General features: G+C 32.1%; 16 protein-coding genes and 3 tRNA genes. 10 read left to right on the forward strand and 9 right to left on the reverse strand.

The window, feature by feature from the left end; translation table 11 throughout:
* The first annotated feature begins 45 nt into the window (after positions 1-45).
* Positions 46-561: a hypothetical protein gene (locus tag RF683_RS04150; protein ID WP_309532940.1), complete on the forward strand. Its 516-nt coding sequence runs from the start codon at positions 46-48 to the stop codon at positions 559-561.
* A gap of 1 nt (position 562) precedes the next feature.
* Here RF683_RS04150 and RF683_RS04155 read toward each other — a convergent pair whose 3' ends face one another.
* On the reverse strand, positions 563-1,618 hold the full coding sequence (locus RF683_RS04155) for a hypothetical protein (protein ID WP_309532941.1): 1,056 nt from the start codon (positions 1,616-1,618) through the stop codon (positions 563-565).
* 291 nt (positions 1,619-1,909) lie between these two features.
* Between RF683_RS04155 and RF683_RS04160 the strand changes: the two genes are divergently transcribed.
* Entirely contained in the window at positions 1,910-2,293 is a 384-nt protein-coding gene (locus RF683_RS04160; protein WP_298655155.1) for a nucleoside triphosphate pyrophosphohydrolase family protein, read from the forward strand.
* Between the two features lie 67 nt (positions 2,294-2,360).
* Here the strand turns inward: RF683_RS04160 and RF683_RS04165 are convergent, their stop codons facing one another.
* Positions 2,361-3,422: a branched-chain amino acid aminotransferase gene (locus RF683_RS04165; protein ID WP_309532942.1), complete on the reverse strand. Its 1,062-nt coding sequence runs from the start codon at positions 3,420-3,422 to the stop codon at positions 2,361-2,363.
* 166 nt (positions 3,423-3,588) lie between these two features.
* Between RF683_RS04165 and RF683_RS04170 the strand changes: the two genes are divergently transcribed.
* Together RF683_RS04170 and RF683_RS04175 are read left to right on the forward strand one after the other, a co-directional pair.
* The gene (locus RF683_RS04170; protein WP_309532943.1) at positions 3,589-4,074 is read left to right on the forward strand and encodes a DUF4920 domain-containing protein; all 486 of its coding nucleotides are present in this window, start codon (positions 3,589-3,591) and stop codon (positions 4,072-4,074) included.
* Entirely contained in the window at positions 4,075-4,497 is a 423-nt protein-coding gene (locus RF683_RS04175; protein WP_309532944.1) for a hypothetical protein, read from the forward strand. It begins immediately after the preceding gene.
* Positions 4,498-4,542: 45 nt separating this feature from the next.
* Here the strand turns inward: RF683_RS04175 and RF683_RS04180 are convergent, their stop codons facing one another.
* Both RF683_RS04180 and RF683_RS04185 read right to left on the reverse strand, forming a co-directional pair.
* On the reverse strand, positions 4,543-5,304 hold the full coding sequence (locus RF683_RS04180; protein WP_309532945.1) for a C40 family peptidase: 762 nt from the start codon (positions 5,302-5,304) through the stop codon (positions 4,543-4,545).
* Between the two features lie 23 nt (positions 5,305-5,327).
* Complete coding sequence (locus RF683_RS04185) at positions 5,328-6,506, reverse strand: acetyl-CoA C-acyltransferase (RefSeq protein ID WP_309532946.1); 1,179 nt, start codon at positions 6,504-6,506, stop codon at positions 5,328-5,330.
* A gap of 258 nt (positions 6,507-6,764) precedes the next feature.
* Between RF683_RS04185 and RF683_RS04190 the strand changes: the two genes are divergently transcribed.
* The 3 genes from RF683_RS04190 to RF683_RS04200 all read left to right on the forward strand — a co-directional run bounded on the left by RF683_RS04190 (position 6,765) and on the right by RF683_RS04200 (position 7,046).
* Positions 6,765-6,848: transfer RNA gene (locus RF683_RS04190), tRNA-Ser, on the forward strand.
* A 12-nt stretch (positions 6,849-6,860) separates the two neighbouring features.
* Positions 6,861-6,935 (forward strand) — tRNA-Pro (locus RF683_RS04195).
* Positions 6,936-6,972: 37 nt separating this feature from the next.
* A tRNA-Arg gene (locus RF683_RS04200) sits at positions 6,973-7,046 on the forward strand.
* Positions 7,047-7,084: 38 nt separating this feature from the next.
* Here RF683_RS04200 and RF683_RS04205 read toward each other — a convergent pair.
* From RF683_RS04205 to RF683_RS04220, 4 genes are all read right to left on the reverse strand, one after another.
* The gene (locus tag RF683_RS04205) at positions 7,085-8,041 is read right to left on the reverse strand and encodes a glycoside hydrolase family 53 protein (RefSeq protein ID WP_309532947.1); all 957 of its coding nucleotides are present in this window, start codon (positions 8,039-8,041) and stop codon (positions 7,085-7,087) included.
* 228 nt (positions 8,042-8,269) lie between these two features.
* On the reverse strand, positions 8,270-8,833 hold the full coding sequence (locus tag RF683_RS04210) for a YceI family protein (protein WP_309532948.1): 564 nt from the start codon (positions 8,831-8,833) through the stop codon (positions 8,270-8,272).
* A gap of 18 nt (positions 8,834-8,851) precedes the next feature.
* Positions 8,852-9,484: an NAD(P)H-dependent oxidoreductase gene (locus RF683_RS04215; protein WP_309532949.1), complete on the reverse strand. Its 633-nt coding sequence runs from the start codon at positions 9,482-9,484 to the stop codon at positions 8,852-8,854.
* A gap of 8 nt (positions 9,485-9,492) precedes the next feature.
* Entirely contained in the window at positions 9,493-9,945 is a 453-nt protein-coding gene (locus tag RF683_RS04220) for a MarR family winged helix-turn-helix transcriptional regulator (RefSeq protein WP_309532950.1), read from the reverse strand.
* Positions 9,946-10,070: 125 nt separating this feature from the next.
* Here RF683_RS04220 and RF683_RS04225 point away from each other — a divergent pair, with 125 nt between their 5' ends.
* From RF683_RS04225 to RF683_RS04235, 3 genes are read left to right on the forward strand one after another with little or no spacing between them, the layout of a single operon-like run.
* A complete protein-coding gene (locus RF683_RS04225; RefSeq protein ID WP_298657424.1) occupies positions 10,071-10,376 on the forward strand; it encodes a rhodanese-like domain-containing protein in 306 nt (101 codons plus the stop codon).
* Between the two features lie 20 nt (positions 10,377-10,396).
* The gene (locus RF683_RS04230; RefSeq protein WP_309532951.1) at positions 10,397-12,634 is read left to right on the forward strand and encodes a cation:proton antiporter; all 2,238 of its coding nucleotides are present in this window, start codon (positions 10,397-10,399) and stop codon (positions 12,632-12,634) included.
* A 5-nt stretch (positions 12,635-12,639) separates the two neighbouring features.
* Positions 12,640-13,467, forward strand: coding sequence for a CvfB family protein (locus RF683_RS04235; protein WP_309532952.1), 828 nt, complete (start codon positions 12,640-12,642; stop codon positions 13,465-13,467).
* On the opposite strand, the gene RF683_RS04240 is transcribed toward RF683_RS04235, so the two are convergent.
* Positions 13,468-14,661 carry a serine hydrolase domain-containing protein gene (locus tag RF683_RS04240; protein ID WP_309532953.1) on the reverse strand — a complete coding sequence of 398 codons (1,194 nt, stop codon included), beginning with the start codon at positions 14,659-14,661 and terminating at the stop codon, positions 13,468-13,470.
* Between the last annotated feature and the right edge of the window lie 50 nt (positions 14,662-14,711).

Consider the following 14,711-nt stretch of genomic DNA (forward strand, 5'->3'; position numbering starts at 1 on the left):
TGTATTGACTTCTTAGATTTTTTTAGAATCATATCCATACACTATATGAAAAATAGGTATTACATATTCTTTTTCTTTTTCTCTTTTTTTGGGCATGCCCAAATCTCAGGAGTGCCTCATTGTGGATATGATTTTACGTCTTATATAGTTGTCAATGCACATGAGGCAGAGGCTAAGTTAAATCCGAAGGAGTTACAGATTTCTCTGGTGGATATAGAAGGTAAGGAAGTTGTTAATACGAATAATTCGCTTAGTTTAATTAATACGAATGCGCCATTATTTTTTATTCAAAATTACCAAATAACGCTTGCTGATGGGCAGGTAAAATGGTATTTTCCGTATGCTACCGATCAATATTTTTTAGTTGTTCGAAATACAATTACAATAGAAGATTTTCAGGTAAAAATAGAAGATAAAAAAGGAATTTATCAAACTGAAATTATTCCCTTAAGCAGTTTGAATCTTTACATTTTATGTAGTACAGAAGCAGAAAAGCAATCTCGTTCTTTTGGTCCAAAAACTTCTAATCAAATGGTAGAAGTAGTGTTAAAAAAGCGCTAAATTATTTTGTTGAATCTTTTGCTACTGCCGTGCTGTCTTGTTGTGCTTTTTTACGAGACGACTTCATAACAACTGGAATATATATTTCGGTAACCCATTCTGATGGGATAGCTACTTCTGGTAAGGCTTTTTTATATTCGCCAATATATATGGAATTTTCATCTTCTGCATATTTGCTCGTCGCAATATAATTTTTAACTTTATTCCAAGCTTTTTTCATATGTGAGTAGTCACCCTTAAGCGTTGTTTTTATCGCTAAAAATTCGTTGAAATGATTGCCTTGCATTTCGCTTTCAGGAGTGGTCATGATTTCGTCTTGAACAGGTACGCACATAGCATACTTTATTTTAGTTCCCAAAGGCGCACCATTAAAAATGACAAAAGGTTCGCCTAATGTTTTGATATTGTTGTTCTTGATGAATTCTTTCATTGTTTTTAATAATGCTTTGGATTTTTTAGGAAAATCTTTAACAGCACAAGAATCTTTTTGTTCTATGTAGTTTCGTCCCATTTGACGCACTAATCCATGAACGGTAATTTTATAGTTACCCACTTCATGTACTAAATAGTCTTCAATTTTTAATAAACTATTTTCAATAGCTTCCCCCGCATAATTGGTAATTCCTCCACTTAAAACAGAAAATATTTTTTCTTTAAAGCTTAATGTTCCTTTAATAACTACCTTAATTAATGTCCCTTCGTTAATCTTGCTAAATTTCCAATGTATGGTTTCTTTATTTTCATCTTTAAGATAAACTTGAGTAATGGAATCTTTTTCTGCATAGATTGTATTCATAAGGGCATTATTCCACTTAACATAAGATTTTTTACCAATTGTATTTGCAGAAAATTTATAATCAACAGCTTCCTCTGTTTCAAATTGTTGCCAATCTTTCCAGTTGCTATAATCGTTTACATATTCAAAAACTTGTGCCACAGGAAGTTTAATTTCTTTTGTTTTAGTTACTTCATAAGTAGCTGGCTGTGTGGCTACAAATACCACAAAGGCTAGAAGAAAAAGTAAAAATAACAAAAATAAATATTGTAAAATTTTCATGTGTGCACTAATTTAGAACCGACTTTTAATTTTTAATTACAGTTTTTATTGCAACTAAAAAGGCAATGAATAAAATAAAACCTAAAAGAATCCATTTGATACCTTTATAATGTTGTTTGTGTATGGAAATATCTTTTTTATACATTACGAAAATAGTAAGTATAAAAGAGATGGCAAAAAGTATAGCAAATATAGTTTGACCTTTTGAAAACATGTTAATAAAATTTAAAAACAAAGTTACATAATTGATTATATAAACTATAATTTTAAGCATTAAAAAATAAGAAAATTATGCAAAAACAATTAGACGCAGTTACGTTATTTCATACATCATTTGGATTAGGAGTGAGTTCTGAAATAAAAGGAACATTAGGAGAGGGTAAAAATCTCTTACGTTATAACTTAATGAAAGAAGAAAATGAGGAATATTTAGAGGCAGTTCAAAATAATGATGTGGTTGAAATTGCTGATGCTTTAGGTGATATGTTGTATATTTTGTGTGGCACTATTTTAGAACATGGATTACAACATAAAATTGAAGAAGTGTTTGATGAAATTCAGCGTAGTAATATGAGTAAACTAGGCGCAGATGGAAAACCTATTTATCGTGAAGATGGTAAAGTAATGAAAGGACCTAATTATTTTAAACCTAACTTTGAAGAAATACTAAAATAAAAAAGTTGCCTTAGCTAATAAGGCAACTTGTGTAGTAGTAATTCAATAGCAAAATTCAATTCTAAATTTATACTTTAACAGTCCAGCCAAAAGTATCTTCGGCGTCTTTAGTTTGTATGGCTGTTAATTTAGTTTTTATGTCTTGTGCAAAAGAGGTTTCTAATTTTGGCAGTTCATAATAGGTGCCTTGGTACGAAAAACCAGCAATGGGATTAATGACTGCTGCGGTTCCTGCTCCGAATATTTCCTTTAGCGATCCCTCTTTAGCTGCATGTACCAATTCTTCCACAAGTACCGAACGTACTTCTACTTCAATATTTTCCCTTTTTGCTAAATCAATCACAGATTTTCTAGTTACACCATCAAGAATACGTTCGCTAGTAGGTGCAGTAAGTAACGTGTCATTAATTCTAAAAAACACATTCATGGTACCTGCCTCTTCTAATTTCGTATGCGTGGCATCGTCGGTCCAAATGATTTGTTGAAACCCTTCATCATTTGCTAATTTAGTTGGATAAAATTGTGCAGAATAATTTCCAGCCGCTTTTGCAGCTCCAATTCCTCCATTAGCTGCTCTACTATAATGTTCGGCAATAATTACTTTAACTTCTCCCGAATAATAAGACTTAGCAGGCGATAAAATAATCATAAACCTGTATTGGGTGGAAGGTTGTGCAATGACACCGCTTCCTGTAGCAATCATAAACGGTCTTATGTATAACGAACTTCCGTTTTCATGTTTAACCCAAGCCTTATCTAAATTTATTAAAGTTTTTAATCCGTCTATAAATACAAACTCAGGAACTTCTGGCATTGCTAATCGTGTAGCACTTTTGTTAAAACGTTCAAAATTTTGATCAGGTCTAAATAACCAAACGTCATTTGCTGCGTCTTTATAGGCTTTCATGCCTTCAAAAATAGCTTGTCCGTAATGAAATACTTTTGCAGAAGGATCTATTAAGAAAGGTTCGTAGGGTTTAATTTCAGGTTGTTGCCAAGCGCCATTTTTAAAATCGCAGATGAGCATATGGTCTGTAAAAATAGAACCGAAAGTTAGGTTTTCAAAATCTACTTCATTTATTTTAGAAGTTAGACTTTGTGTAATTTTAATGTCGCTTATGGTGTTCATTGTTTAAAATTTGTAACCCATTGTTAAACAGGTTAACACATAATTTGGCAAAATTAGTGAAAAAATGTCTCTATATGAAATCAACATTAAATAATTATTAACACATTTAGCCTTTAAAATGTGACAAAAATGATTAGATTTGTATAGTATAAATTAATCCTTTGATATGAAAAAAAGACTTCTACTGGCTACTTTACTTGTAGCAATTGGCGCATGTAATTCAAAAAAAAATACCAACACAGAAACTAAATCGTATGCTGTATTTGGTGATAGTATTCAAGCCGAAAAAGCTTTAACAGCCGAAACAATGTTGGCAAAATATAAAACCTTACAAAAGGGAGACACACTTTCAATAAAGTTTACTACCACCATTAATGAAATATGTCAAAATAAAGGATGCTGGATGACTTTAGACTTAGGAAATAAAGAACATGCATTTGTGAAATTTAAAGACTATGGCTTTTTTGTACCAATGAATGCGCAAAAAAGAGAAGTTGTTGTAGAAGGAAAAGCATTTATAGAAGAAACTCCTGTTGCCGAATTAAAACATTATGCTGAAGATGAAGGAAAATCTAAAGTCGCTATAGATAGTATTGTGGCTCCTAAAATAGAATATAAGTTTTTAGCACATGGGGTTTTAATTGCAAAGTAAATGAGAAGTATTTTTTTAGTTGTAGTGGTTTTATTTTTTAGTTGTAATTCAAATAAAACAGAAGAATCTTGTGAAAAGCCTAACGAAGAGTTTCAAATGTATGAAGTTTCAGAAATGGCCGCTTTGATGGAACAAATGTATGTGGAAAATACACGTTTAAAAGAGCGCATTGAAAAGAAAGATACACTGGGTCAATTTCCAACGTATTTTTTAAACATTGAAAAGGCAAAATTTACAAAGGGGAAGGAGCGAGATACTTTTTTTAATGAACAGACACAATTGTTTTTGAAAGCACAGTCTGAAATTTATACGGCAAAAGATACAAAAGCAGCTTATAATGCTATGGTTGACCAATGTATTGCTTGCCATGAAGTAAAATGCGGCGGACCTATTATGCGAATCAAAAAATTGTATATTAAGTAAAAAGGGTAATAGGTGATGGGTAATAGGTAATTGGAAACGTTACTTTTAAATCAATTTCTTAATTACTCTCAATTTATGTGTATGACGACCGGTGTCTACATTGTAAATGCCTAAATGGTCTATTCTATCAATACGAACTTTGCCTGAAGCATGAATGATGTAGTTATTTTCCATCATGATGCCTACATGGATAATATTACCTTCTTCATTATCAAAAAATGCCAAATCACCCGGTTCACTTTCTTCAATAAAACTTAGCGCTTCTCCTTGTGTGGCTTGCTGAGAAGCGTCTCTTAAAAGTTTGTGTCCATTGAGTTTATAAACCATTTGGGTAAAGCCTGAGCAGTCAATACCAAAAGGCGTTTTACCTCCCCATAAATAAGGTGCGTTTAAATATAAAAACGCCGATTTAATTAATTCACTTTTAGGTTTTACTCCATTTAACTGAGTGCCTTCAAATTGGTAATTTTGTGTATTGATTTCAGTATTTGCTAAGAAACGAACATCGCTTCCAAGTGGAATAGGAATAAGATTGTTGTTGTTATAGGCTATAAAATCAATCAATTCACCATTTAATTGATAAGGTAGGTTTTCAAGTAGGTTATATTGTTTTTCGGTTAGAGGTTGGAATTGTTTACTGTCAATCCAACCTTCATATTGGTCAAAAGCCGTACATATTTTTAACCATTTTGGAGTTTGTTCCAAAATAGAAAAGGAATCGCCAAAGAGTAATTGTGAAACAATCTCACTTTTATCACTGGCTTCCGCTCGAATAGGCACAATAGCTAAATTACAAATACCGAACATTTATAAGCTTTTTATTTTATTAATTAAGCTTTTTCAATAACAATTGCAGAGGCACCACCACCACCATTGCAAATTGCTGCTGCGCCTAATTTGGCGTTGTTTTGTTGCAATACGTGAAGTAAGGTTACAATAATTCTAGCACCAGAACAGCCTAGAGGATGACCTAAAGAAACTGCTCCTCCATTTACATTTATTTTGTCATTAGAAAGACCTAAAATTTTTGCATTGGCTAATCCTACTACAGAAAATGCTTCGTTAAATTCGAAGAAATCAATATCAGAAATAGCTAAGCCAGCTTTGTCTAAAGCCTTTGGAAGTGCTTTAGCTGGGGCTGTAGTAAACCATTTTGGCTCTTGTGCAGCATCGGCATAAGATTTTATGTAGGCTAATGGTGTAAGACCTAATTCATTTGCTTTTTCTTCACTCATTAATACTAATGCAGCGGCACCATCATTAATAGTTGAAGCATTTGCAGCCGTTACGGTTCCTTCTTTAGTAAAAACAGGTGCTAAAGCAGGAATTTTATCTAATTTTACATTAGTGAATTCTTCATCTTTGGTAACAAGAATCGGCTCTCCTTTTCTTTGAGGTACTTCCACTGGAACAATCTCTGTATTAAATTTACCAGCTTCCCATGCAGCAGCAGCACGGTGATAAGATTGAATAGCAAAATTATCTTGGTCTTCTCTTGTGATATTATATTCTGTTGCACATAAATCAGCACATACTCCCATTGCATTGTTGTCATACGCATCGGTTAAACCATCTTTTTGCATACCATCAATTAGCGATGTTGGTCCAAATTTCACTCCATTTCTTAAATGTACGTAGTGTGGAATTAAACTCATGTTCTCCATACCGCCCGCCACTACAATTTGTGCGTCGCCAGCTAAAATAGCTTGTGCGCCTTGCATGACAGCTTTCATTCCGCTAGCACATACTTTATTTATCGTAGTACAAGCTACTTCATTTGAAAGACCAGCAAATAATGCCGCTTGACGTGCAGGTGCTTGTCCATTACCTGCCTGAACAACATTTCCCATTAATACTTCGTCAACTAATGCAGGATCTAAATTTATTTTATGTAAAGCACCTTTAATAGCTGCTGCTCCTAATTTTGTGGCAGGCACACTTGATAAAGCGCCCATAAAACTTCCAATAGGTGTTCTAACAGCCGATACAATAACTACTTTTTTGCTCATTTTAATTATGTTTTATTTTTGCGAAAGTAATTAATTAATGTGTAATAGTAAAGTAAAAAAGGATATTTGACATATAATTGTACATTATATATTTGAAAACTTAAATAAATGAAAGATTACCTTGTGTTGTATATAGTTGATATATAGTGTATTTATGAAATAATGCTAAAAAAAAAGTAAAAAGTGTTGGAATTATTATAATGTTATGCTACATTTGCAACCGCAAAAAAAGTTAAGTTCTTTATACTAAAAACAATAGGAGAGGTGCCGGAGTGGTAACGGAGCAGATTGCTAATCTGTCATCGGGTAACCGATGCCAGGGTTCGAGTCCCTGTCTCTCCGCTTTTTTGTTTTCGGGGTGTAGCGTAGCCCGGTTATCGCGCCTGGTTTGGGACCAGGAGGTCGCAGGTTCGAATCCTGCCACCCCGACAATTTTCAACCGTATTTAGTTGAAATAAAAAATAATGGTCTCGTAGCTCAGCTGGATAGAGCAACTGCCTTCTAAGCAGTAGGTCTCAGGTTCGAATCCTGACGGGATCACAAAAAGCCTAGCATTTGCTAGGCTTTTTTGTTAGATATTAATTCAAGTTAAATACAGAGAGTACAGGAAGAGCATTGGAATTAAAGTCCCATAATGCTTGGTTTTCCCAAGAAGAACCATTTGTGGCAGTAGGTCCTCTGAATGCAATCCACTCTGCTCCCCAATAGCAATATCCCAAACCATTTGAACTTTGTTTCATGATGTTGTGAATAGCCGTTAAAAAATCTTTTTGACCTATTTCAGTCGCTGGATAGGCGTTAATTAATTGATTTTGAAGACCTACAATATTATTTGTATAGTCATTATAATTCAGTGTAAATGGGTAAGCTGTTTCTGCAATCAGTACTTTTTTATTATATGTTTGTCCTAATTGATTGATTGTGGTTTGTAGATTATCTAAACTTTGGCCGTGCCAAATAGGGTAATAGGAGAGTCCTATGTAATCGTAATTAAGATTATTAACTTTATTGAAAAAATAATCAGCTCCGGTAAGCCCTGCATAATGCAACATGATTTTAGTTGTATTAGATTTTTGCCTTACACTAGTAATGGCAGTATTTACTAATTCTAAGTATTGCGTTTCGTTACTTGATATTTTTCCTTCAGGCCAAAGCATTCCATCATTTGTTTCGTTACCAATTTGGATAATATCGGGATTAATTTCATCCATGATTTGAGAAGTGTAGGCAGAAACGGCATTACGTAAATTAGTGAAATTCATATTTTGCCAACTTGCTGGCTTGGTTTGCGCACTAGGATCTGCCCATGTGTCGGAATAATGAACAGTTAGCCATATTTTTAGTCCTAATTGTCTACATCGATTACTTAGCGTTTTTACTTCTGCTAATCCAGAATGTAAGTCGGAAGGAGTGTGCCAAAGGCGTAATCTAATTGTATTACATCCTGAATTTTTAAGTGTAAGTAGTGGGTCTTGTATTTGATTATTGTTTTTATATAGCCCATTTTCACTTTCAATTAATGGTAAAAATGACATATCAGCAGCTTTAAAAAAAAGATTGGGTATAGTTGTATTTGTCTCTTCATTGTTCGATGAACAGGAATATAAAATTGAAAAAAGAATACTACATATAACTTTATGCATACTGTATTTTATTTAGAGTTCTAATAAAAATCAAATATATACTTTCTAATTTAATTGTTTAAAAAAAAAGCTATTTCAATTAAGAAATAGCTTTTAAAAACGTTTTATACTTGTAGCTGTTTACCAAGCCAAATTAATTTTTAATTCAAATTCGTCATTAATAGTCTTGTCTCCTAAATCAGTGAAAAAACTACCTGAACCATATTTAATGTCATATTTTGTACGGTCAATTTTAACTACAGTAGATGCAGTATTACCATTGATAACAATGTCAAAAGTAACTGGTTTAGTAATGCCTTTGATAGTTAAATCTGCCGTTACTGTGTAGTTAGTTTTGTTTTTTGTGCTGATGTTTTTGAATACTAAAGTAGCAGTTTTGAATTTATCAACACCAAAGAAATCTTCAGCTTTTAAATGTCCGTCTAATTTTTCTTTCCATTCTCCTTTTAAATCAGTTGTATTAATAGTTGTCATGTCAACTGTGAACGAACCGCCTTTTAAGTAACCATTTTTGAATGTTAAGTTTCCTTCTTTGAAATCAATAGTTCCTGAATGTTCACCAGTTACTTTTTTACCTGTCCAGTTGATTGTACTTTTAGAAACATTGATTTTTTTTGTTTGTGCTGTAGCTGAAAAAGTCACTAAAGCTACAAGTGCTAATGCAATTGATTTTAAATTTCTCATGATTAAAATATTTAGTTATTAAATTGTTTCAAATAATTCGGTTTCTGGTTTTCTTACTTTTGCTAAATGCTGTAATTGATCTTCTTCATGTCTGTAGCCAATTGTTGCTACTAATGACGCATTTAATCCTTTAGCAGATAAACCAAGAATGTCATTGTATTTTTGAGCTTCAAATCCTTCCATTGGTGTAACATCAATTTTTAATTCTGCTGCGGCACATAATAAGTTTCCTAATGCAAGATAGGTTTGTTTGGAAGTCCAAATATTCATTTGATCTTCAGGCATGTTTAAAATTGCATTTTTCATAAATGTTTTGTATCCGTCTAAAGCTTCAATAGGAATATTTCTTGTGTTTGCTGTATTTTCAAAAAAAGCATCAATATAAGCTTCGTCGATTTTTGATATATTGGCAAAAACTAATAAATGCGAAGCTTCTACAATTTGAGATTGCCCCCAAGAAGCTGTTTGTAATTGTGTTCTTAGTTCTGGATTTTCAACAATCAGTACTTTATAAGGTTGTAAACCATAAGCAGAAGCCGCTAATTGAATTGCTTTTTTTAAGGTTTGTAAGTCTGAATTGGATACTTTTTTAGAAGTGTCAAATTTTTTTGTGGCATAACGCCAATTTTGATGTTCGATAAATGTGCTCATAGTTTATATTAATTTCTGTATTTTTCTAATAATGTATTTAAAATAGTTAATTCTTCAAGGGTTAGTTTTTTACCTAAATTGCTTTCAAAAGTTTCTACAATTGGGTCTAGCAGTGTCAAAATGTCAAGTCCTTTTTGTGTAATAGTAACTTCCATTTTTCGTTTGTTAGCAGGGCAAACATTTCTATGTACCATTTCTTTAGCAACTAATTTATCAACCAGGCGAGTGGTGTTACTTGTTTTGGCAATCATACGTTCTTGTATAACGCACATATTCGCGGGCTTTCCTTTTTGTCCTCTTACAATTCGTAATACATTGTACTGCTCAGAAGATAAGTCATGCTTTTTTAACAATTCACTAAATTTATCATACACAACATGTTGTGTGTAAATTAGATTTAGAATTGTTTTCTTTTCTAATGGAATTTCCGAATTCGATTTGATGATTTCTTCAATTTTCATTTTCATCATATTTGTAGGTACAAATGTATGTATAATTTTTTATTTGTATATACAAATGTTATTAATTTTTTGTTAAATTTTTTATATCTTATTTCTTATTGTAAATTTGAGCAAAATTATACACTATGGACGTTAATCAAAAAGAGTGGTGGTCATCTTATTTAGCAACGGAAGATGCTGTTATTGTAGATGTTAGAACAGAAGAAGAATGTGCTAATGGGACTATTCCTGGATCTATAAATTTAGATATTTATAAAGGACAAGGATTTATCTATATGTTAGAAGAACTAAATCCTTCTAAAACTTATTTTGTGTATTGCCATGCGGGCGGAAGAAGTGCACAAGCTTGTGGCATCATGCGTCAGCTAGGATTTGAAAAAGTGTATAATCTAGTTGGAGGCATTTCTCAATGGGAAGGTCCTGTTGAATAAAAGTTAATACTATAATTTGGATGAAAAATATTAAACACAGCTTATTTTATGTTTTTGTAGTAGGGCTGTTTTCTGTTTTAATTTATTGGACCATTGATAATGGAAAATCATTAGAAAAGGGAAGGTATTTAAAAACAGTGACTTCTACTAATTCAGATTGGCAAGAGTTTATACATTCTTTGCATCATAATATTACACATCCGCTCGCTATTTTATTAGCCCAAATTGTTACTATTATTTTTGTAGCTCGTCTTTTTGGTTGGATATGCAAAAAAATAGGTCAACCTATGGTAATAGGTGAAATTCTTGCAGGGATTGTTTTAGGTCCTTCTTTCTTTGGGCATTATTTTCATGCGTATTCGTCTTTATTGTTTCCAGATTCGTCTCTGGATAATCTGAAATTTTTAAGCCAAATAGGTTTAATATTTTTCATGTATGTTGTGGGTATGGAATTGGATTTAAAAGTATTAAAAAATAAAGCGCAAGAGGCTGTTGTAATCAGTCATGCTAGTATAATTATTCCATTTACCTTAGGTTTATTATTAGCCTACACTATCTATACCCAGTATGCTCCTCCTGGTGTCGCTTTTTTATCCTTTGGATTGTTTTTAGGTATTGCTATGAGTATTACGGCCTTTCCAGTATTGGCGCGTATCGTTCAAGAAAGAGGTTTAAATAAAACACGAATTGGAGCTATGGTAATTACCTGTGCTGCAGCCGATGATATTACAGCTTGGTGTATTTTAGCAGGTGTAATTGCTATTGTAAAAGCAGGGTCAATTACCAGCTCGTTGTATATAATTGTGCTGTCATTTATTTATGTGGTAGCTATGTTCAAGTTGGTCAAGCCTTTCTTAAAACGAATTGGAAATTTATTTGACTCACAAGAAAAAATTACAAAACCGGTTGTAGCAATTTTCTTTTTAACATTATTAATATCATCCTATTTAACTGAAGTTATAGGTATTCATGCCCTTTTTGGTGCTTTTGTAGCGGGTGTAATTATGCCAGAAAACATGAAATTTAGAGCCATCTTTATTGAAAAGATAGAAGATGTATCTTTAGTTGTGTTATTGCCTTTGTTTTTTGTATTTACAGGTTTACGTACAGAAATTGGTCTATTGAATAATATAGAATTATGGAAAGTATGTGGGTTGATTATTGCTGTTGCTGTAATTGGTAAGTTTCTAGGTAGTACATTAACCGCTAAGTTTGTAGGGCAAAATTGGCGCGATAGCTTAACAATAGGGGCTTTAATGAATACAAGAGGTTTAATGGAACTTGTTGTATTAAACATTGGATATGATTTAGGTGTCTTGACTAAGGAAGTATTTGCTATGATGGTTATTATGGCTTTAGCTACCACTTTTATGACGGGTCCAGCCCTGAATTTAATCGATTTTATATTTAAACGCAGAAAAAATATAGTACCACAAGAAGCGTTGAACAATGCGTATAAAGTGCTGCTTTCTTTTGAGAATCCTGAGGAAGGAAAAACGTTAATAAAAGTAGCCTCTAATTTTATGTCTACCAAAGAAGAAAAACAAGCCGTTACTGCCATGTATATTTCTTCTACAAATGAAATCAATCCGTATAAGATTGAAGAGTATGAAAAAGAAAGCTTTAAACCTGTATTAAAGGAAGCAGAAAAAACAAATACTAAAGTAACTACACTTTTCAAAGCGTCAAGAGATATTGATGCCGATGTTGTTGATGTGGCCAATAAAGGAGCTTTTGATTTTGTAATTATTAATATAGGTGCATCTATTTTTGAAGGTACCGTTTTAGGTAAAATTTTAGGTATTACATCTAAGATTATTAATCCTGAAAATTTATTAAATACATTTACAGGAAAAGAAAAATTATTTGAAAGTAATTATTTTGACGATAAAACACAGGCAATCATTTCTAAAACAGAGGCGCCCTTAGGTGTTTTTGTAGACAAAAATCTAACAAAAACTGAAAACATATCGGTTATTTTATTCAATAAAGAAGATCAATTTTTGTTAGAATATGTGAAACGTCTTAAGAAAAATTCGACAGCTAAAATTTCTATTTTTGATACTTATGAAGTAATGAACGATAACAACAAGGTGGTTCATGAGAATGTAAAAGTAGTTCACTCGTCAAAATTAGAAAAAGACTTTTTAAAAGAACAAGACTTGTTGATTTTGAGTATGGACAGTTGGAAAAAACTAATAGATACTCGTAGTGTGTGGTTAAATAATACCCCATCGCTATTAATAATAAAACCTTAATTTACATGTTGCAAATTGGCACTTATCATACCTTAAAAACTGCGAGAGCAACAAAAGTGGGTCTTTTTTTAGTTAACGAAACGGAAGAAGTATTGTTACCCAATAAATATGTACCAGCTGAATATCATATAGGTGATGATTTAACTGTTTTCATCTATTTAGATCATGAAGAACGTCCCGTTGCTACGACACTTAAGCCTTATATTACACTTAATGAATTTGCTGTATTAAAAGTAAATTATACCAATAGTTTTGGTGCATTTTTAGATTGGGGTTTAGAAAAAGATTTGTTTGTTCCTTTCAAAGAGCAAGCCCGTCCAATGGAAAAAGACAAACGTTATGTGGTGTTTCTTTATTTAGATGAAAAAACAAACCGCTTAGTAGCGTCTAGTAAAATAAATCAGTTTTTAGAGCAAGAAGAAATCGATTTAATGGTTAATCAAGAAGTGAATTTAATGGTTTCACACATCACAGATGCGGGAATTAACGTTATTATTAATGGTTTGTATAAAGGGTTAGCTTATAAAAACGAAGTGTATGAAACTGTTTCACCAGGATATAAAACAAAAGGATATATAAAACAAATTAGACCAGATGGTAAAATTGATGTTTCCTTTCAAAAACTTGGTTTTGAAGTTATAGACGATTCTGCAAAGCACGTTCTACAAGCCTTAAAAGATAATAAAGGTTTTCTAAAATTGACAGATAATAGTCATCCAGAGGAAATAAAAACGGTTTTGAAGATGAGTAAAAAAACCTTCAAAAAAGCTATTGGTAGTTTGTATAAACAAAAACAAATTGATTTAAAAGCAGACGGAATTTATTTACTTTAATTATTCGCCGCCACTCCCTTCATCACTATTGTCTAATTTTACAGGATAATTTCCAAATAAGGCTAGGAATTTCTTGGTTTGATAAGTTCTATAGGACATTTTGTTGGATAAGCAAATAATGGTTAAACTGTCGTTTTTCATGGTAATATATGACGAAGTGTTTCCGTGCCACCATCCGTTATGATACGTTAATGTAGGCGCCTCTTTCCATTCTCTTAGACGAATTCCTAAACCATAATTTTTTTCACCTTTCGATTCATAACTATAGCCTTTGTATATTTCTTTTTGTAATGCTTTGCTGTAAAAATTTTCAGAATATGTGGCCAAATCAAATTTTAATAAATCGCGAGGTGTAGAATAAATATTTTTATCGCCATACACTAAATCTAAATGGTCAAATGCTAAACGCATTCTATTGGCTTTATAAGTTTGGCTTACCGTGTCATGATGTTTTTCATAATCAAAAACAAAGGTGTTTTTCATTCCTAAAGGTTTGAAAAGTAATTCTTGCATCGCTTCATGATAACGCATGCCTGAAACTTTTTCTATTATTAATGCTAATAAAGCGTAATTGGTGTTGCAATATGAAAAACGTGTACCAGGTTTAGATTCTAAATGAATTTTACCTGAATTGATTAAGTTTAATATGTCTTGATTGGTAATTCGTTTTTTTCGGTCCCATTTTACATCTGTTTCAATAAAATAACCATAATGTCTTAATCCACTACGGTGATTTAATAACATTCTAACTGTAATATCGTCAAAATAAAAATGGTCTAAATATTTAGAAACTTTATCGTCTAGTGCTATTTTTTCTGCATCAACCATTCGTAAAATAACAGAAGCAGTTAAGACTTTACTTACTGATGCGATGTGTAAGGGTTTGTTTTTATGAATAGAATCTTTTCGCTCTATATAAGCTAACCCTTGATAGTTTTCGTATAAAATTTTACCGTTTTTGGCTACTAAAAATGAACCAAAATAATCTTTATTTCCAATAAGTTTTTTATAGTAAAAAGCAATGTCGTTTTTCTTCTTAGCTACATAATTGGCATCTAGCGGATTGAAAGTAACAAAGAAGTCGCTATCACTGTTTTGAGTATTGTTGTTTAATGAAAACGTTTTACTGTTACTTTTATCGTTGCAAGACACTAATAAAAAAAGAAGCGGCAGATAGTATAGTTTAAATTTCATTATTTTAGTACTTCTGTAAGGGGATTATATTTTTAAATTCGGTCACAAAA

This window comes from Flavobacterium sp. 20NA77.7 (assembly GCF_031326205.1).
GTDB classification, from domain to species: Bacteria; Bacteroidota; Bacteroidia; order Flavobacteriales; family Flavobacteriaceae; genus Flavobacterium; species Flavobacterium nakdongensis.